The 19,352-nt window shown below is 53.6% G+C and carries 19 protein-coding genes; 9 read left to right on the forward strand and 10 right to left on the reverse strand.

What is annotated here, in order from left to right; all coding sequences use genetic code 11:
* Positions 1–90: 90 nt before the first annotated feature.
* Positions 91–465: a YbgS-like family protein gene (locus WC7_RS18200; RefSeq protein WP_016152318.1), complete on the reverse strand. Its 375-nt coding sequence runs from the start codon at positions 463–465 to the stop codon at positions 91–93.
* Between the two features lie 317 nt (positions 466–782).
* On the opposite strand from WC7_RS18200, the gene aroG reads away from it, so the two are divergent.
* Complete coding sequence (gene aroG / locus WC7_RS18195) at positions 783–1,835, forward strand: 3-deoxy-7-phosphoheptulonate synthase AroG (protein WP_016152319.1); 1,053 nt, start codon at positions 783–785, stop codon at positions 1,833–1,835.
* 154 nt (positions 1,836–1,989) lie between these two features.
* On the opposite strand, the gene gpmA is transcribed toward aroG, so the two are convergent.
* The 7 genes from gpmA to modE all read right to left on the reverse strand — a co-directional run bounded on the left by gpmA (position 1,990) and on the right by modE (position 9,779).
* A complete protein-coding gene (gene gpmA, locus WC7_RS18190; RefSeq protein WP_003022999.1) occupies positions 1,990–2,742 on the reverse strand; it encodes a 2,3-diphosphoglycerate-dependent phosphoglycerate mutase in 753 nt (250 codons plus the stop codon).
* A 232-nt stretch (positions 2,743–2,974) separates the two neighbouring features.
* A complete protein-coding gene (gene galM, locus WC7_RS18185) occupies positions 2,975–4,015 on the reverse strand; it encodes a galactose-1-epimerase (protein ID WP_016152320.1) in 1,041 nt (346 codons plus the stop codon).
* Positions 4,009–5,157, reverse strand: a complete 1,149-nt coding sequence (gene galK / locus WC7_RS18180) for a galactokinase (protein ID WP_016152321.1) — start codon at positions 5,155–5,157, stop codon at positions 4,009–4,011. The genes galM and galK overlap by 7 nt, the downstream gene beginning before the upstream one ends.
* 3 nt (positions 5,158–5,160) lie before the next feature.
* On the reverse strand, positions 5,161–6,207 hold the full coding sequence (galT, locus tag WC7_RS18175) for a galactose-1-phosphate uridylyltransferase (RefSeq protein ID WP_016152322.1): 1,047 nt from the start codon (positions 6,205–6,207) through the stop codon (positions 5,161–5,163).
* A gap of 9 nt (positions 6,208–6,216) precedes the next feature.
* Positions 6,217–7,233: a UDP-glucose 4-epimerase GalE gene (galE, locus tag WC7_RS18170; protein ID WP_016152323.1), complete on the reverse strand. Its 1,017-nt coding sequence runs from the start codon at positions 7,231–7,233 to the stop codon at positions 6,217–6,219.
* A gap of 217 nt (positions 7,234–7,450) precedes the next feature.
* A complete protein-coding gene (gene modF / locus WC7_RS18165; RefSeq protein ID WP_016152324.1) occupies positions 7,451–8,923 on the reverse strand; it encodes a molybdate ABC transporter ATP-binding protein ModF in 1,473 nt (490 codons plus the stop codon).
* A 67-nt stretch (positions 8,924–8,990) separates the two neighbouring features.
* A complete protein-coding gene (gene modE, locus WC7_RS18160; protein WP_016152325.1) occupies positions 8,991–9,779 on the reverse strand; it encodes a molybdenum-dependent transcriptional regulator in 789 nt (262 codons plus the stop codon).
* A 130-nt stretch (positions 9,780–9,909) separates the two neighbouring features.
* Between modE and WC7_RS25225 the strand changes: the two genes are divergently transcribed.
* From WC7_RS25225 to modC, 4 genes are all read left to right on the forward strand, one after another.
* A complete protein-coding gene (locus WC7_RS25225) occupies positions 9,910–10,059 on the forward strand; it encodes an AcrZ family multidrug efflux pump-associated protein (protein ID WP_003023026.1) in 150 nt (49 codons plus the stop codon).
* Between the two features lie 201 nt (positions 10,060–10,260).
* A complete protein-coding gene (modA, locus tag WC7_RS18150; protein ID WP_016152326.1) occupies positions 10,261–11,034 on the forward strand; it encodes a molybdate ABC transporter substrate-binding protein in 774 nt (257 codons plus the stop codon).
* Complete coding sequence (gene modB / locus WC7_RS18145) at positions 11,034–11,723, forward strand: molybdate ABC transporter permease subunit (protein WP_016152327.1); 690 nt, start codon at positions 11,034–11,036, stop codon at positions 11,721–11,723. Before modA ends, modB begins: the two co-directional genes overlap by 1 nt.
* 2 nt (positions 11,724–11,725) lie before the next feature.
* Positions 11,726–12,784, forward strand: a complete 1,059-nt coding sequence (modC, locus tag WC7_RS18140) for a molybdenum ABC transporter ATP-binding protein ModC (protein ID WP_016152328.1) — start codon at positions 11,726–11,728, stop codon at positions 12,782–12,784.
* Here the strand turns inward: modC and WC7_RS18135 are convergent, their stop codons facing one another.
* Positions 12,785–13,603: a pyridoxal phosphatase gene (locus tag WC7_RS18135; RefSeq protein WP_016152329.1), complete on the reverse strand. Its 819-nt coding sequence runs from the start codon at positions 13,601–13,603 to the stop codon at positions 12,785–12,787.
* Between the two features lie 165 nt (positions 13,604–13,768).
* On the opposite strand from WC7_RS18135, the gene pgl reads away from it, so the two are divergent.
* Positions 13,769–14,764: a 6-phosphogluconolactonase gene (pgl, locus tag WC7_RS18130; protein WP_016152330.1), complete on the forward strand. Its 996-nt coding sequence runs from the start codon at positions 13,769–13,771 to the stop codon at positions 14,762–14,764.
* Positions 14,765–14,846: 82 nt separating this feature from the next.
* Here the strand turns inward: pgl and WC7_RS18125 are convergent, their stop codons facing one another.
* Positions 14,847–16,130, reverse strand: a complete 1,284-nt coding sequence (locus tag WC7_RS18125; RefSeq protein ID WP_029139460.1) for a putative acyl-CoA thioester hydrolase — start codon at positions 16,128–16,130, stop codon at positions 14,847–14,849.
* A 223-nt stretch (positions 16,131–16,353) separates the two neighbouring features.
* Here WC7_RS18125 and hutI point away from each other — a divergent pair, with 223 nt between their 5' ends.
* The 3 genes from hutI to WC7_RS18110 all read left to right on the forward strand — a co-directional run bounded on the left by hutI (position 16,354) and on the right by WC7_RS18110 (position 19,322).
* Positions 16,354–17,577, forward strand: a complete 1,224-nt coding sequence (gene hutI, locus WC7_RS18120; protein ID WP_016152332.1) for an imidazolonepropionase — start codon at positions 16,354–16,356, stop codon at positions 17,575–17,577.
* Entirely contained in the window at positions 17,574–18,515 is a 942-nt protein-coding gene (gene hutG, locus WC7_RS18115) for a formimidoylglutamase (RefSeq protein ID WP_016152333.1), read from the forward strand. Before hutI ends, hutG begins: the two co-directional genes overlap by 4 nt.
* Before the next feature lie 87 nt (positions 18,516–18,602).
* Positions 18,603–19,322: a histidine utilization repressor gene (locus WC7_RS18110; protein ID WP_016152334.1), complete on the forward strand. Its 720-nt coding sequence runs from the start codon at positions 18,603–18,605 to the stop codon at positions 19,320–19,322.
* Positions 19,323–19,352 lie beyond the last annotated feature (30 nt).

The raw sequence follows: 19,352 nt of genomic DNA on the forward strand, positions 1-19,352 counted from the left end.
ATCTTTACTGTATGCCATCATACCGTTTTTGGGATGATAAAATTAAAAAGGAGAGCTATTGCTCTCCCGTTATTAGCTTTAATTTCAGCGTTACTGCGTGGTGCCATCAGTTTTTGTGTCAACATCATTGTTGATGCCGTTTCCGGTCTCAACCTTCTTATTCACATCAGGGCAGCGACCGTCCTTACACATCGTGTTTTTGTGCATCTCATCTTTGGTCATCCCTTCATGGTTCATTGATGAACCGTCCGGGTGCAGCATTGTGCCACCTGAATTCACGTTACTGTTGTCGACATTATTTGGTGCCACGTTTTCGCGGGCGTCTGGGGCGACTTGTCCTGCATCAGCCGAGGAATTTGCCTGACCGTTATTGGACTGCGCGTTGCTTTCAGCAGCTAGTGCCGCGCCACTGGCGAGGCTGAGTGTAGCGGTAAGGAAGAGTGAAGCCAGCTTTGTCATATGCATAATATGCTCCTGTTAAGGTCGATATGTCGGATAACGTCTTCCAACAGTGCATGTGCCAGTTACATCATTAATATGTGGTTAATCGTTTTGCTATGGAAATTAAAACCAGCATAGAATCTTGAAATCTATGAAAATTAAAGTTGTTACAGTTAGAAATTGTAGTTTGGATCTCGTTTTTCGCTACTTTATTGCGTTTTTTTGGCCAATTCCAGGATTAATCCGTCCAAAGTGTAAAACCCCGTTTACACTTTATGACTGAAGATATAGATTGGAGGGATTGCATTCATTTATATAAGTATGGCAACGCTGGAATAATCATGAATTATCAGAACGACGATTTACGCATTAAAGAGATCAACGAGTTATTACCACCAGTCGCACTGCTGGAAAAATTCCCCGCTACTGAAAATGCCGCCAATACGGTGGCTCATGCCCGTAAGGCGATTCATAAAATTCTGAAAGGGAGCGACGATCGCCTTCTGGTGGTGATTGGGCCGTGCTCTATTCATGATCCGGCAGCTGCCAAAGAGTATGCCACTCGTCTGCTGGCGCTGCGCGAAGCGTTAAAAGGTGAGCTTGAAATCGTCATGCGCGTCTATTTTGAAAAACCGCGTACCACCGTTGGCTGGAAAGGGCTTATCAACGACCCGCACATGGACAACAGCTTCCAGATCAATGATGGGCTGCGCATTGCGCGTAAACTGCTGCTGGATATCAACGACAGCGGATTGCCGACTGCGGGTGAATTCCTCGATATGATCACCCCACAATATCTCGCCGATCTGATGAGCTGGGGCGCGATTGGGGCACGTACAACAGAATCTCAGGTGCACCGCGAGCTGGCATCGGGTCTGTCCTGCCCGGTTGGTTTTAAAAACGGTACCGATGGCACCATCAAAGTGGCGATTGATGCAATCAACGCTGCAGGGGCACCGCACTGCTTCCTGTCTGTCACCAAATGGGGGCATTCAGCGATCGTGAATACCAGTGGTAATGGCGATTGCCATATCATTCTGCGCGGTGGCAAAGAGCCGAACTACAGCGCTCAGCACGTTGCGGACGTGAAAGAAGGCTTGGTCAAAGCAGGACTCTCTGCGCAAGTGATGATCGACTTCAGCCATGCCAACTCCAGCAAGCAGTTCAAAAAGCAGATGGATGTTGCTAAGGATGTTTGCGGACAAGTCGCCGGTGGCGAAAAAGCAATTATTGGCGTGATGATCGAAAGCCATTTGGTGGAAGGTAATCAGAATCCGGATAGCGGTGAGCCGCTGACCTACGGTAAGAGCATCACCGACGCCTGCATTGGTTGGGAAGATACCGATGCGGTGTTGCGTCAACTGGCGGATGCGGTAAAAGCGCGTCGCGGTTAACCAAGTCCCGTAGGCCTGAGAAGCGTAGCGCCATCAGGCATTCCGGTGCAGACTGCCGGATGGGGCGATGCCTTATTTGGCCTACATTTTCTGGTAGGGCCGAAATAAAAAAGCGTGGAGAAATCCACGCTTTGTCTTCAACTTACCGCGAAAATTACTTCGCTTTACCCTGGTTCGCTACGGCCGCCGCTTTTGCTGCGATCTCGTCAGCGTTACCAAGATAGTAGTGTTTGATCGGCTTGAAGTTTTCGTCGAACTCATACACCAGCGGTACGCCGGTCGGGATGTTCAGTTCAAGGATCTCATCTTCGCCCATGTTATCAAGGTATTTAACCAGCGCACGCAGAGAGTTACCGTGAGCGGCGATAATTACGCGCTCACCGCTTTTCATGCGCGGCAGAATGGTTTCATTCCAGTAAGGGATAACGCGATCGATGGTCAGCGCCAGGCTTTCGGTAACCGGTAACTCTTTGTCGGTCAGCTTCGCATAACGCGGATCGTGACCCGGGTAACGCTCGTCGTCTTTGGTCAGTTCCGGCGGGGTAACCGCAAAGCCGCGACGCCACTGCTTAACCTGCTCATCACCGTATTTTTCCGCGGTTTCTGCTTTGTTCAAACCCTGCAGCGCACCGTAATGGCGTTCGTTCAGTTTCCAGGATTTCTCAACCGGCAGCCAGGCCTGATCCAGTTCGTCCAGTACGTTCCACAGGGTGTGGATGGCACGTTTCAGCACGGAGGTATAAGCAAAATCAAAGCTGTAGCCTTCCTCTTTCAGCAGTTTTCCTGCCGCTTTTGCTTCGCCCACGCCTTTCTCGGACAGATCAACATCATACCAACCGGTAAAACGGTTTTCGTTGTTCCACTGACTTTCACCGTGACGTACCAGAACCAGCTTAGTTACAGCCATACATTCACTCCTATAAATTACATTGAATGATAATAATTCTCATTATATTGCCGTAATGTGTAAGCGGCAATGCTTACGCATAACCATAGCGAAAATAGCGCTACAGTGTAAGGTTCTTGTGAACTCAAGGTTGCGATTTTGTCTTTGAGTGGTGGGGATTTGAGCGGTTCTACTGGGATTAACAAGCACCAGGCCCGAAAAGATACGTCATCGGGCCTGGGAGGGGAAACGATCAAGCTGGAATAAACTGATATTCCGTCACGCTGGCATACTCTTCCCCCGGACGCAGGAAACAATCCGCCTGTGGCCACTCTGGGTGGTTCGGGCTGTCCGGCAGAAATTCACTTTCCAGCGCCAGGCCTTGCCAGTCTTCGTAGGCCTCTGGCCCGCGGGAAGGCGTACCACCGAGGAAGTTACCGGAGTAAAACTGCAATGCCGGGGCCGAGGTGTAGACCACCATCTGCAGTTTTTCATCCTGTGACCACAGCTGAGCGACCGGCGTACGCGCGTTGCCCTGTGCCTGAAGCAGGAAGGCGTGATCGTAACCTTTCACCTTGCGCTGATCGTCATCGGCCAGAAATTCACTACTGATGATTTTAGGGGTGCGGAAATCGAACGTGCTACCGGCGACGGATTTCAGTCCATCCTGCGGGATACCCATTTCGTCAACCGATAAGTACTCGTCCGCCAGAATTTGCAGCTTATGCTGGCGCACATCCGTTTTATCGCCGTCGAGGTTAAAATAGACGTGATTTGTCAGATTCACCGGGCAGGGTTTATCGACCGTGGCACGATAAGTTATCGAAATACGATTATCATCAGTCAGGCGATACTGTGCGGTGGCGCAAAGATGGCCTGGGAAGCCCTGATCGCCATCGTCAGACGTTAAGGCGAACAGCACCTGACGGTCATTCTGATTGACTATCTGCCAGCGACGTTTGTCGAAACCGTCTGGTCCGCCGTGCAGTTGGTTATTGCCCTGACTCGGCAGTAATTCAACGGTTTCGCCAGCAAAGGTATAGCGGCTGTTGGCGATACGGTTCGCGTAGCGGCCAATCGAAGCCCCCAGAAATGCAGCCTGTTCCGGGTATTGTTCCGGACTGGCGCAGCCGAGTAATGCTTCGCGCACGCTACCATCGCTAAGCGGTATACGCGCAGAGAGCAGGGTAGCCCCCCAGTCCATGAGCGTGACTACCATCCCTGCGTCATTGCGCAGGGTGAGCAGGCGAAACGGTTGACCGTCCGGAGCCTGCACGGGGATTTCGTTTAACATTGTCCGGCTCCTTGTGAAGGTTTGCAGACGTAGAATGTTTCTTTAATACCGGTTTTTGCCTCGTACTGTGCGGCGACAGCCTGCTGTACGGCAGGAACCAAATCTTGCGGGATCAGCGCCACGATGCAGCCGCCGAAGCCGCCGCCGGTCATCCGCACACCGCCTTTATCACCGATGGTCGCTTTGACAATCTCTACCAGCGTATCAATTTGCGGCACCGTGATTTCAAAGTCATCGCGCATTGAGGCGTGAGATTCCGCCATCAGCTGACCCATGCGCAGCAGGTCGCCTTTTTCCAGTGCCTGCGCGGCTTCAACGGTACGCGCATTTTCCGTGATGACGTGGCGCACGCGTTTGGCAACAATCGGATCCAGCTCGTGGGCGACAGCGTTAAACGCTTCGAAGCTGACATCACGCAGCGCTGGCTGCTGGAAGAAACGCGCGCCAGTTTCACACTGTTCGCGACGGGTGTTGTATTCGCTACCGACCAGCGTGCGTTTAAAGTTGCTGTTGATGATCACCACCGCTACACCCTCAGGCATAGAAACGGCTTTGGTGCCCAGCGTACGGCAGTCGATCAGCAGCGCATGATCTTTCTTGCCAAGCGCGGAGATCAGCTGATCCATGATGCCGCAGTTACAACCGACAAACTGGTTTTCAGCTTCCTGGCCATTCAGGGCAATCTGCGCGCCGTCGAGCGGCAGATGATAGAGCTGCTGGAATACCGTACCAACAGCGACTTCCAGTGAGGCAGAAGAGCTTAAGCCCGCACCCTGCGGGACGTTACCGCTGATCACCAGATCCGCGCCGCCAAAGGCGTTATTGCGCTTTTGCAGATGTTTTACCACGCCACGCACGTAGTTTGACCACTGCTGGCTATCGTGGGCGATAATCGGCGCATCGAGAGAGAACTCATCAACCTGATTGTCGTAATCAGCGGCGATGACGCGTACTTTTCGATCGTCGCGCGCCGCGCAACTGATGACGGTTTGATAGTCGATGGCGCAGGGCAAAACGAAGCCGTCGTTATAATCGGTATGTTCGCCGATCAGGTTTACACGACCCGGTGCCTGAATAGTATGGGTGGCAGGGTAGCCAAACGTTTCTGTAAACAGAGATTGTGTTTTTTCTTTCAGACTCATTATTTACACTCCGGATTCGCGAAAATGGATGTCGCTGACCGCACGCAGTCGCTCAGCCGCTTGTTCTGCGGTCAGATCTCGCTGGGTTTCTGCCAGCATTTCATAACCGACCATAAATTTACGCACGGTCGCGGAACGCAGCAGCGGCGGGTAAAAGTGAGCGTGCAACTGCCAGTGTTCGTTTTCTTCACCGTTAAACGGCGCGCCGTGCCAGCCCATGGAGTAGGGGAATGAGCACTGGAACAGGTTGTCGTAACGACTGGTCAGTTTTTTCAACGCCAGCGCCAGGTCAGCACGCTGCTCGTTGGTCAAATCGGTAATACGCAGCACATGCGCTTTCGGCAGCAGCAGCGTTTCGAACGGCCACGCGGCCCAGTAAGGGACAACTGCCAGCCAGTGCTCAGTTTCAACGACCGTACGGCTGCCGTCTGCCAGTTCACGCTGGACGTAATCAACGAGCATCGGCGCACCCTGTTCGGCGAAGTATGCTTTCTGTAGGCGATTTTCACGTTCAGCTTCGTTGGGCAAAAAGCTGTTGGCCCAAATTTGACCGTGTGGGTGCGGGTTCGAGCACCCCATCGCCGCGCCTTTATTCTCAAATACCTGCACCCAGGGATAGGTTTTCCCTAAGTCTTCGGTCTGCTCCTGCCACGTTTTTACGATTTCTGTCAGCGCAGAGACGCTGAGTTCTGGCAGCGTTTTGCTGTGATCGGGCGAGAAGCAAATTACGCGGCTGGTACCGCGCGCGCTCTGGCAACGCATCAACGGATCGTGACTGTCTGGCGCGTCCGGGGTATCGGACATCAGCGCCGCAAAATCATTGGTAAAAACATAGGTTCCGGTGTAATCCGGATTTACATCACCGGTAACGCGCGTATTGCCAGCACACAGGAAACAGTCCGGGTCATGTGCAGGCAGTACCTGCTTAGACGGGGTTTCCTGCGCCCCTTGCCACGGGCGTTTGGCGCGATGCGGTGATACGAGGATCCACTGCCCGGTGAGCGGGTTAAAACGGCGATGTGGATGATCGACAGGATTGAATTGCGTCATGATTGGTCCTTAATCCGAATATCCTTGCGGGTGGCGTGACTGCCAGTGCCAGGTGTCTTGTGCCATTTCATCCAGTGTGCGGGTCACGCGCCAGTTAAGCTCGCGATCGGCTTTGCTGGCATCTGCCCAGTAAGCCGGAAGATCGCCATCACGGCGCGGGGCGAAATGGTAATTAATGGGTTTACCGCAGGCTTTGCTGAAGGCGTTGACCACGTCCAGTACGCTGCTGCCGATGCCTGCTCCGAGGTTGTAAATATGCACACCCTGTTTGCCCGCCAGTTTTTCCATCGCGACGACGTGGCCGTCGGCGAGATCCATCACGTGGATGTAGTCGCGAACGCCGGTGCCATCTTCAGTTGGGTAGTCGTTGCCAAATATGGCAAGGGACTCGCGGCGGCCCACGGCAACTTGTGCGATGTAAGGCATCAGGTTGTTGGGAATACCTTGCGGATCTTCCCCCATATCGCCCGACGGATGAGCACCAACCGGGTTAAAGTAGCGCAGTAAGGCGATACTCCAGTCGGGGTGTGCTTTTTGCAGGTCGGTCAGGATTTGTTCTACCATCAGCTTGCTTTTGCCGTACGGACTTTGCGGCGTGCCGGTGGGGAAGCTTTCAACGTAAGGAATTTGTGGCTGATCGCCATAGACGGTCGCGGAGGAACTAAAAATGAAGTTTTTCACGTTGGCGGCGCGCATTGCATTCACCAGACGCAGGGTGCCATTGACGTTGTTGTCATAGTACTCCAACGGCTTGGCAACGGATTCTCCAACGGCTTTTAAACCCGCAAAATGAATGACCGTGTCAATAGCATGATCGTGTAGAATTTCGGTTATCAGCGCTTCGTTACGGATATCCCCTTCCACGAAGGTCGGCTGCTTGCCACCTAAACGCTCAATGACGGGCAAAACGCTGCGTTTGCTGTTGCAGAGATTGTCCAGGATCACCACCTCGTGACCGTTTTTCAACAACTGCACGCAAGTGTGGCTTCCAATGTAACCGCTACCACCTGTAACCAATACTCTCATAATTCGCTCCGTTAAGCCTATGGTATGTAATAACCATAGCATAACAAAGATGAGAAAAGTGTGACATGGAATAAATTAGTGGAATCGTTTACACTCCATAAGTTTCACGGATTTTTAATGGTTATTTTATTTTAAATCATTATGTTAGGTTGTTATTTCAGCGTTTATCTGAAAAAAAGCAGAAAAAAAGGGCGTGATAAACGCCCTGCAATGAAAACTAACGCAGAGACGTTAGTCGATAGGCGTAGATGTCGTTCTCGGGCACAAACTCCAGTCGATGGGTAATGCAGGCTGGGGCATCTTCGGCGTGGTGAGAGACGAACAGCAGTTGAGTTTCACCTTCACCGATTAGCACATCCACAAAACGGCGAATCAGTTGGCGATTGAGCGGATCTAACCCTTGCAAAGGCTCGTCAAGGATCAACAACGTCGGGTGTTTAACCAGCGCGCGAACAATCAGTGCCAGCCGCTGCTGTCCCCAGGAAAGACTATGAAATGGCGCATCCGCGGTACGTTTATCGAAGCCAAGGATATCCAGCCACTGTTGCACCAGCTTGTGCTGCCTGTCGGAAACGGCCTGATAGATGCCGATTGAATCAAAATAACCAGAGAGAATAACGTTGCGAACTGTGGTACTCACCCGGTAATCCAGATGCAGACTGCTGCTGACGTAGCCGATGTGTTTTTTGATATCCCAGATAGTTTCACCGCTGCCACGGCGACGGCCAAACAGGGTCAGGTCGTTGCTGTAGCCCTGGGGGTGATCGCCGGTGATTAAACTGAGCAGAGTTGATTTTCCCGCACCGTTGGGGCCGACGATTTGCCAGTGTTCCCCCGGATTTACCTGCCAGCTCAAATGGTGAAGGATAGGGCGATCGTTATACGAGACCGTGCCATCGTTAAGCACAATTCGCGGCTCGTTATCTGACAACGTACGGCGCACCGAAGGCTCGTCCGGTTCAGGTAACTGAATTCCGTCCAGCCGCTCGCTATGGGCAAGCTGAGCGATTAACGCCTGTTGCAGAAGGTCGGTTTTTGCGCCGGTTTCTGTCAGCGTGCAATCGGCAAGTACGCCAGCAAACTGCACGAACTCGGGAATTTCATCAAAGCGGTTAAGTACCAGCACCAGCGTAAAGCCGGCCTGATGCAACTCCGCGAGCAGTTCTGCTAACTGACGGCGTGACGCCACGTCCAGCCCGTCAAAGGGCTCATCAAGGATCAGTAAATCCGGCGCGGACATTAACGCCTGACAGAGCAGGGTTTTACGTGTTTCACCGGTGGAAAGGTATTTGAAACGCCTGTTGAGCAGGGAAGAAATGCCAAACTGCTGCGCCAACGCAGCGCAGCGGACGGGATCGTTGATCTCATCCTGGATGATTTCGGCGGTGGTGCGCCCGGTGTCGTCTTCACCGGGACTAAGAAGATCGGTGTTGTTTCGCTGCCACTCGTCGCTGACTAGCTTTTGTAGCTGCTCAAAGGAGAGTCGGGTAATACGCGTGAACTGACAGTGGCGCTCGCCTTTCAGAAGCGGCAGCTCACCCGCCAGTGCGCGGGCCAGCGCGGATTTCCCGCTTCCGTTAGCGCCAACAAACGCCCAGCTATCACCCGCGTTTAACGTCAACGCATCTAACTGGAGCGTTTTTGTGTCGCTAAGACGAAACGTGCCTTGCGAAATTTGCAACGATGACATTTTGTATCCCATTATTTGCAGCGATTAATAACAGGGATACGTGTTCTTCAGGCTGATGTCAATCTACTCAGCACAGCGTGGCGATAATCACTCTGTCAGCATTAAACCAGGCGGTGACGTTAGCGCCTTCTTGCAGCGTTGCGGCGTCTTGGGCCGGAACGGTGGCGCACAGCGTCTGGCCGTCTGGTAACGTCATCAGCACTTCACACTGTTCCGCACCGCGTTCAATATGGCTAATCGTGCCCTGCAACTGGTTATCGGCGGCCTGAGCGATGGCGTCGTCCTGAGTGATTCCCACCCACGGCGCTTTCAGCAGAATCAGTACTTCTTTACCTTCCTCAAGACCCAGACGCTCGCCGCTTTGCGCAGTGATCGCCACTTTCAGGCGCGTTTCGCCATCGGCCAGCAGGACGTCGACATGCTGCTGGACCTGATCGTGGTCGCGGGCGGTGATTGTGCCAAACCATTGGTTACGGGCGCTGGTTTGCAGTGAAAATCGAGAGATAGCCGCCAGCAGGCTATTGAGCGGTAGCGCATCGTCATCGCTCAAAACATCAAAGGCTTTTTGTTGGATCTGCGCCAGCAAATCATATAACTGGATTAAGCGTTGGCCGTAGCGCGTTAATACCGCGCCGCCGCCGCCTTTGCCGCCTGTGGCGCGCTCAACCAGCGTCTGCTCGCTGAGTTGGTTCATTTCGTTAATCGCATCCCAGGCGCTTTTGTAGCTAATACCTGCATCCTTCGCGCCCTGACTGATAGAGCCGGAAAGCGCAATATGCTTAAGCAGAGAAATGCGACGGGGATCGGCAAACAGTTTTTGCTGAAGTTTCAGCGTAAGAAGGATTTCGGCCTGCATCACAAGCTCCTGGCAAAAAAGGGTATTGTGACGGAAAACCGTGCCTGAGCAAAGCCGACCGCACAAAAGGGGAGTGCTTTTCTGCGTTATGTGGTTAGAATACAGCTAAGGACTACATCTGGAGTTGACCATGTTAGAGTTATTGAAAAGTCTGGTATTCGCCGTAATCATGGTACCTGTGGTAATGGCCATCATTCTGGGTCTGATTTACGGACTGGGTGAAGTGTTCAACATTTTCTCCGGTATCGGTCAAAAAGACCAGTCCAGACAGAATCATTGATTCCCCAAACGCCCGCTCAGTCGGGCGTTTATATTTTTTACGCCTTCCAACCCGTTTTCTCAGTCTACCGTTTCTCAAGATCCTGCTTTCCCTGCCGATATTTTCTTCGTGTAACCTCAAATTGGTATCAATAACCACTGGGAAAATCCTGGTTTACTCGTTATATTTGCGACTACATAACGAAACGCAAAGGAGTTACAGATGGCACGTACATGGTTACGCTTGTTTGCCGGGGCAACACTTTCTCTTACTGTTGCCGGGCATGCGCTGGCGGATGAAGGAAAGATTACTGTTTTCGCAGCGGCTTCACTGACTAACGCGATGCAGGATATTGCGACGCAATACAAAAAAGAGAAGAACGTTGACGTTGTCTCTTCTTTCGCGTCTTCTTCCACGCTGGCGCGCCAGATTGAAGCAGGCGCTCCGGCCGATCTGTTTATCTCTGCCGATCAGAAATGGATGGATTACGCGGTAGACAAAAAATCGATTGATACCGCCACGCGTGAAACGCTGTTGGGTAACAGCCTGGTGGTTGTCGCACCGAAAGACAGTGCGCAGAAAGACTTCACCATCGACAGCAAAACCAACTGGACCCGTTTGTTAAATGGTGGGCGTCTGGCCGTTGGCGATCCGGAACATGTTCCGGCGGGCATTTATGCTAAAGAAGCGCTGCAAAAACTGGGGGCATGGGATACCCTGGCCCCGAAACTGGCACCTGCCGAAGATGTGCGCGGTGCGCTGGCGCTGGTAGAGCGTAACGAAGCGCCGCTGGGGATCGTCTATGGTTCCGATGCTGTCGCCAGCAAGGGTGTAAAAGTTGTTGCGACTTTCCCGGAAGATTCACACAAAAAAGTGGAATACCCTATCGCAATTGTTGATGGGCACAAAAACGCAACGGTCAGCGCGTTCTATGATTACCTGAAAGGACCGCAGGCTGCTGAAATCTTTAAACGTTATGGATTTACGACCAAGTAATGATACTGACCGATCCTGAATGGCAGGCCGTCATACTGAGCCTGAAAGTTTCTTCCCTGGCTGTATTGTTTAGTCTGCCGTTTGGGATCTTCTTTGCCTGGCTGCTTGTGCGATGCAAGTTCCCGGGCAAAGCGCTGCTCGACAGCGTTCTGCATTTGCCGCTGGTACTGCCGCCGGTCGTGGTGGGCTATCTGCTGTTGGTCGCCATGGGACGCCGCGGATTCATTGGCGAATGGCTGTACGACTGGTTTGGCATTACCTTTGCCTTTAGCTGGCGCGGTGCGGTACTGGCTGCGGCGGTGATGTCTTTCCCGCTTATGGTTCGGGCTATTCGTCTGGCGCTGGAAGGTGTCGATGTCAAGCTGGAGCAGGCGGCCCGCACGCTGGGCGCTGGACGCTGGCGCGTATTTGTCACGATTACTTTACCGCTGATGCTTCCCGGCATTATTGTCGGTACGGTGCTGGCGTTCGCGCGTTCCCTCGGGGAATTTGGCGCAACGATTACCTTTGTCTCCAATATTCCTGGCGAAACCCGCACTATCCCGTCGGCGATGTATACCCTGATCCAGACCCCCGGCGGCGAAAGCGCGGCGGCAAGGTTATGTATCATTTCTATTGTGTTAGCGCTGATTTCACTGCTGATTTCTGAATGGCTGGCGCGTATTAGCCGTGAACGGACGGGGCGGTAATCATGCTGGAACTTAATTTCTCCCAAACGCTGGGGACGCATTGCCTGACGCTCAACGAAACGCTGCCAGCCAGTGGGATCACCGCTATTTTTGGCGTTTCCGGTGCGGGTAAAACCTCGCTGATTAACGCCATCAGCGGCCTGACGCAGCCGCAGTCCGGGCGCATCGTGCTTAACGGACGGGTTTTGAACGACGTCGAGAACGGTATCTGTTTAACGCCCGAAAAACGCCGGGTGGGCTATGTTTTCCAGGATGCGCGCCTGTTTCCGCATTATAAAGTGCGCGGCAACCTGCGTTACGGTATGGCGAAAAGTATGGCCGGACAGTTTGATAAGCTGGTGGCCCTGTTGGGCATTGAATCGCTGCTTGACCGTCTGCCTGGCGGTCTTTCTGGCGGTGAAAAACAGCGCGTAGCCATCGGTCGGGCGCTGCTTACCGCGCCGGAACTGTTGTTGCTTGATGAGCCGCTAGCCTCGCTGGATATCCCGCGTAAGCGCGAACTGTTGCCTTACCTGCAACGCCTGGCGCGTGAAATTAATATTCCGATGCTGTACGTCAGCCACTCGCTCGATGAAATCTTGCACCTGGCTGACAAAGTGATGGTGCTGGAAAACGGGCAGGTCAAAGCGTTCGGATCGCTGGAAGATGTCTGGGGCAGCAGCGTGATGCACCCGTGGCTACCAAAGGAACAGCAAAGCAGCATTCTGAAAGTCAGCGTGCTGGAACATCATCCACATTACGCAATGACTGCACTGGCGCTTGGCGATCAGCATCTATGGGTCAATAAGCTGGATCAACCGCTGCAAACTGCGCTGCGTATTCGTATTCAGGCATCTGATGTTTCGCTGGTGCTTCAACCGCCGCAGCAGACCAGTATTCGTAACGTGCTGCGGGCGAAAGTCGCGCAGTGCTATGACGATAATGGTCAGGTGGAGGTTCAGCTTGAAGTGGGCGGTAAAACGCTGTGGGCGAGGATCAGCCCGTGGGCCAGGGATGAACTGGGTATCAAACCTGGCCTGTGGCTGTACGCGCAAATTAAGAGCGTATCGATTACCGCGTGATTACAGCAGGTGGGAGTAGATAAATTTCGCGATGCTGTCGGTGGTGTTGTCACCAATTACGATGTTGGCGCGGGCTTTGACCGCGTCGTCCGCATTACCCATCGCCACGCCGGTACCTGCAGCTTCCAGCATGCTGATATCGTTAAAGTTGTCACCAAAGGCAATGACGTTTTCCATTGACCCGCCCTGTGCTTCAATCCACTGGGTAAGGCGTCGTCCTTTGCTGTTGCCTTTACGGGCAATGTCGACCTGATCGTGCCAGGACCATTCACACTCCAGCCCCAACTGTTGTTCAACATGCTTACCAAACTGCTGCAGTTTCGGAATATCTTCGTCGGTGAGGGCAAATTTCCAGACGGCGTTAACGTCATGTGCGGCCTGCGCCAGCGAAGGGACCTGGGTGAAGGTCGGGCGCTGTTCCGGCGGCAGGGTTTGCGCCCAGTTAGCGGTACGCACCACATGCCCGGTTGGGCGCTCATACAGCATGGCCTCATCCACATACATCAGCCCGTGGATCTGATGTTCATCCAGCATTTCGATCAGCTGTAATGCCTGGTTTACCGGAAGGGGATCGGATTCCAGTACCGTTTTTGCCTGATAATCATACAAGTAGGTGCCGTTGCAGCAAATTGCAGGTGTATCCAGCGCCAGTGCCTGATAAAAAGGATGAATAGCAACGTGATGGCGACCTGTGACAATGATAAGTTGGTATCCTGCTTCTCTGGCGCGCGCGAGCGCTTCAAGAGAGGATGGCAGCAAGGTTTTTTTCGGGGTCAACAGGGTACCGTCTAAATCCAGGGCAATCACGCGTGCGGTCATAGTTATTTCCAGATTAAGGTTGAGAATTTTGTCTGCTGGAATGGTACACCGAGACGGGAGCCGGACAAAATTCTGCGCCTTAATTAAGCATTCACCGTTAAAAGCGTCTACCTTAGGCGTGTGTCAGGCAATTGCAGCCACCTGCCAAAAAGCAAAGGAGTATTCATGAAGCAAACCGTTTATACCGCCAGCCCTGAAAGTCAGCAAATCCACGTCTGGAGCCTGAATCATGATGGTTCTTTGACGCTGACGCAGGTGGTTGATGTGCCGGGTCAGGTACAGCCGATGGTCGTCAGCCCGGATAAGCGCTACCTCTATGTTGGCGTGCGCCCGGAGTTTCGCGTGTTGGCTTACCGCATTGCACCTGATGACGGTGCGCTGACCTTCGCGGCGGAGTCTGCGCTGCCGGGTAGCCCGACGCATATTTCTACCGATCATCAGGGACGTTTCGTGTTTGTCGGCTCTTATAACGCCGGGAGCGTGAGCGTCACGCGTCTGGAAGATGGCCTGCCGGTGGAACAGGTTGACGTGGTTGAAGGTCTGGACGGCTGCCACTCGGCCAACATCTCACCGGATAACCGTATCCTGTGGGTTCCGGCGTTGAAACAGGATCGTATCTGTCTGTTTGAGGTAAGCGATGATGGACATCTGGTGGCGCAGGAACCGGCAGAAGTGACCACCGTTGAAGGCGCGGGCCCGCGTCATATGACGTTCCATCCGAATAAGCAATTTGCCTACTGTGTGAATGAGCTGAACAGCTCCGTTGACGTCTGGGCGCTGGAAGATCCGTACGGCAAGATTGAGTGTGTGCAGACGCTGGATATGATGCCGGCTGATTTCACTGATACCCGTTGGGCAGCGGATATTCACATTACACCGGATGGTCGTCATCTGTACGCCTGTGACCGCACCGCTAGCCTGATTACGATCTTTAGCGTGTCTGAAGATGGCAGCGTGCTGACCAAAGAGGGTTTCCAGCCTACTGAAGCTCAGCCGCGCGGTTTTAATATCGATCACAGCGGTAAATACCTGATTGCCGCCGGGCAAAAATCGCACCATATCGCGGTGTATGAGATTGCTGGCGAGCAGGGGCTGCTGGCAGAGAAGGGACGTTATGCTGTGGGGCAGGGACCGATGTGGGTCGTGGTGAACGCGTATTGATTCTGCGTTGAATGCCGGATGAGCACCCGGCATACTGCCCGGCAGAGTATGAGTCTGCCGGGCCTGGATAAGGGAATGGCGTTTACTGCTTCGGTTCGGCAACCACTTTGCTACCGATACCGCGGTTGTTGTATTCCCACATGCGGTTGAAGTTGGTGTCGTTCAGGTTGCGCTGGATTTCACCTTTGTCATCTTGTGCACCGGTATTACCGGCAAAAGGACGCTTCGAGATAACGCTGTCAGCCCATGGTTTTGCCATGTTAAAGCCTTCGTTGATCACGCTGTCGCGGATAACGACCTGACCGTTAGTGTTTGAATCGACATCCAGCGAGCGGCCCAACTGTGCCACGCCATCACCACTCGCCGTGAAGCGGCTATTTGTGGCGAGGAAGCCGTAGTAGATGTTTGACAGCGTCGCGGGTGCAAACACATAGGCTTCCTGCTGAGTACGGGAGTTCACAACGCGGAAATCTGTGTTATCGAACACCACGGCGCCGCGACCGGAAACAATATCCACATCGCCTTCAATGTAGCTGTTGGTTACCAAAGTACGCGGTTGACGATCGTTTTCCAGACGGTTTTGTACGCCGCTGTTGGTCACGAAAAACGTATTCTGGCGACCGAGGATGTTGACCTTATTGATCTGCACTTTATCGCCATCGGTACGTAGCGCAACGGCCGGGTGATTACCCGCATCAACGCTGTCACCCAGATTGTTTTCGATGGTCAGGTTCTGCAATTGCAGACCGTTATTTTGCGACCAGACGACGGCAGAACACATCACGCCAATATTTGTGCCGCGCTTGTTCTGGCAATTATCAAACATATACCACGCCGGTTTACCCGGCATGTATTTACCACCCGGGTTCACCGTACGACGCCAGTCTGCGGTGCTCATGTCACCATCAATAGCCTGGCCAATTTTCACATCCAGCGGTTTTTCGCCCATGCCGTACAGCGTCAGACTTCCCGTTGCTGCCGGGATATATACCGTGCCCTGATACTCGCCCGGCATAATCGCGATGTACTGACGTTTGTTAGTACGCTTGATGATTGCCGCATCAACCGCAGCCTGAATGCTGGTATGGGTGACGCCCTGAGTCCCAGCCGGGCCAACCACGAAGTCAGGCTGTGCAGGCAGAGAAATAGCAGAAGGGCTCCACGGCGCGGTGTTTGGCGTCAGCGCGGAAAAATAGTGCGCAGCAACGAAGTTTTTCGCTTCATTGGCCGACAAGATCGGGCGCGAAGAGGTACCTGGCGCGGTCTGATCGGAAGGAATTTGATCGGGCGGCGTAGAGCTACAGGCGGTCAGCGTCACGCCAAAAGCCATTGCCAGCGCCAGACGGGAAACTGATGATATGTTCACAGGTTGCTCCGGGCTTTGAAAGTTATCCATTGAAGCCTGCTTTTTTATACTAAGTTGAGCGAAACGGGAAGGTTAAAAGGTAAAAAGTTGTTTTTATCGCCGTAATGCCCGGCGCGGAGAGTCCTTATATCACAAATACATAACAATTACGGTCCTTCAGGTTGACAACATCCGTATAATCAAAAATAAATGTCTATACAACCTATGACAAGTGGTGAGTCGAATGCAGCAATTCTTCCCTGATGATGTTATCTGGCGCAATGTTCGTCTGGCGACCATGGATCCCGAACGTAACACCCCGTATGGGCTGGTGGAGGGTCATGCGCTGATCGTCCGCCAGGGGAAGATTCGCGATATCGTCCCGGAGTCATCGCTCTATCTCACACATGACAATACCTTTGATATGCAGGGCAGGCTAATTACACCTGGCCTGATTGACTGTCATACGCATCTGGTCTTTGGTGGAAACCGCGCAGGTGAATGGGAGCAGCGGCTAAACGGTGTCTCCTACCAGCAGATAAGCGCCCTGGGTGGGGGTATCAATGCCACGGTATCAGCGACCCGCAGCGCCAGTGATGAACAACTCTTACATCTAGCGCATCAGCGTATGGAACAGCTGATCAAAGAAGGCGTTACGTTGCTGGAAATAAAATCCGGTTACGGCCTGGATTTGCAGACAGAAGAGAAAATATTGCGCGTGGCAGCCGCGCTGGCGGCGGAGAATATCATTGAAATAAGCCCCACGCTGCTGGCTGCCCACGCGACTCCAGCAGAATACCGGGATGATCCTGACGGCTATATTACGCTGGTGTGCGAGACCATTTTGCCGCAGCTGTGGGAACAAGGGCTGTTCGAGACTGTGGATCTGTTTTGTGAAAGCGTGGGTTTTTCGTTGGCGCAGAGCGAGCGGGTGTTTCAGGCCGCGCAGGCGTTGGGCATCCCGATTAAGGGCCATGTTGAACAGTTGTCATTGCTGGGTGGCGCACAGCTGGTAAGCCGCTACCACGGGTTATCCGCCGATCATATTGAATATCTCGATGAAGCGGGCGTGGCGGCGATGAGCCAAAGCGGTACGGTCGGCGTGCTGCTGCCCGGCGCATTCTATTTCCTTAAAGAGCAACAGCGTCCGCCGGTGGCGTTGCTGCGTCAGTATCAGGTACCGATGGCGGTGGCGACAGATTTTAACCCGGGTACCAGCCCGTTTATCAGCCTGCACTGGGCGATGAATATGGCCTGCGTTCAGTTTGGCTTAACGCCGGAAGAAGCATGGGCGGGCGTAACCCGTCATGCGGCCCGGGCGCTGGGACGTCATGCCACTCATGGTCAATTGAAGGCCGGGTTTGTGGCCGATTTTGTGGTGTGGGATGCAACTCTTCCGGTCGAGATCCTGTATGAACCGGGGCGTAACCCGCTCTACCAACGCGTATTCAAAGGACAAATAGTATGACTCACTGGCAACCTGTTTCACCTGCGCTGTGGCAGGGACGTGATGATCGCGCCGAATCGCCGAATGCGCTGCGCCTGTTTCAGACTATCACGCTGAGCCCGACATTTAGCCCAGAAATGTATCGCGAGCAGATAGCGCTGCTTGGGTTTGCCTGCGACGAAGGCGTGAAACGTAATCAGGGCCGGACGGGAGCCGCCGGAGCGCCCGATGTGCTGCGCAAGGCGCTGGCGAATTTAGCCAGCCACGATGGGCATCATCGGCTGGTAGATCTGGGAAATATTGTGGCCCAAGCCCCCGATCTTGAGGGCGCGCAGCAGGCGCTACGCAATGCGGTGCAGCGCTGTCAGCAGGAGAATATTCGTACCTTTGTTCTGGGGGGAGGACACGAAACCGCATTTGCGCACGGCGCAGGCGTGCTGGATGCGTTCCTGCAGGCGAAAGTGGGGATCGTCAACTTCGATGCGCACCTCGATTTGCGCCATGCCGATCAGGCTACTTCCGGTACACCGTTTCGCCAACTGGCGCAGCTTTGCGATGAACAGCAGCGTGAATTTCACTATGCCTGTATCGGCGTCAGTCGGGCGGCAAACACCCAGGCGCTATGGGATGAGGCGCAACGGCTCGGTGTGACCGTGGTGGAGGATCTGTTCTGTGCAACGGCGCAGGCGCAGTTAGCGCAGTTTGTCGCCAACCTGGATGTTATCTATCTGACTATCGATCTCGACGTGCTGCCGGTGTGGGAAATGCCCGGCGTGTCGGCGCCCGCTGCGCTGGGCGTACCGTTGGCGACGCTGCTGAATCTGATTGAACCCCTGTGTCGTAGCGGTAAACTGCAGGCGGTGGATATGGTTGAATTTAATCCACGCTTTGACGATGATGGCAGAGCGGCGCGCGTTGCGGCGCGATTAGGTTGGCAAATCGCGCACTGGTGGCACTGATATACCTGATGGCGTTGCGCTTATCAGCTTTGGGTAATGTCTGTAAACTGTACCCACTCACATTCTCAGCTTAAGGAAGGCTTACGCATGCTCCCATCCCGTTCTGCTCCGGCACCTTTTTACGAAAAGGTCAAACAGGAGATCAGCGAAAAGATTGCCAGCGGTATCTGGCAACCTCACGATCGCATTCCCTCTGAGGCGGAGCTGGTGGCGCAGTATGGTTTCAGCCGCATGACCATCAACCGGGCGCTGCGTGAGTTAACGGATGAAGGGTTACTGGTTCGCTTGCAGGGCGTAGGGACGTTTGTCGCCGAGCCGAAGGGCCAGTCTGCGCTATTTGAAATTCGCAGCATCGCGGATGAAATCAACGCCCGTCAGCATCAGCACCGGTGCGAGGTGATCACGCTGGAACGAACCCAGGCAAGCGCGCAGCAGGCTTTGGTGTTAAACGTCAAAGAAGGCACCTCCATTTTTCACTCTGTCATGGTGCACTACGAGAACGAACTGCCGGTGCAGATTGAAGATCGCTGCGTGAATGCCGAAATTGTGCCGGCGTATCTGGCGCAGGATTACAGCCAGACTACGCCGCACGCGTATCTGTCGCTGATAGCCCCTTTAACGGAAGGCGAGCATATTGTTGAAGCGGTCCGCGCCAGTGCCGAAGAGTGCGCGCTGCTGAATATCAAAGAACACGATCCCTGTCTGCTGATCCGCCGTAAAACCTGGTCTGCGTCATCCATTGTCTCTCATGCCCGTTTGCTCTTCCCGGGGTCCCGCTATCGCCTGCAAGGGCGGTTTATGTCCTGAAAAGCGTGATTGCTGCCGCAGTATAATAAA

The sequence above is a fragment of the Citrobacter sp. KTE151 genome (assembly GCF_000398845.1).
Lineage (GTDB): Bacteria > Pseudomonadota > Gammaproteobacteria > Enterobacterales > Enterobacteriaceae > Citrobacter > Citrobacter braakii.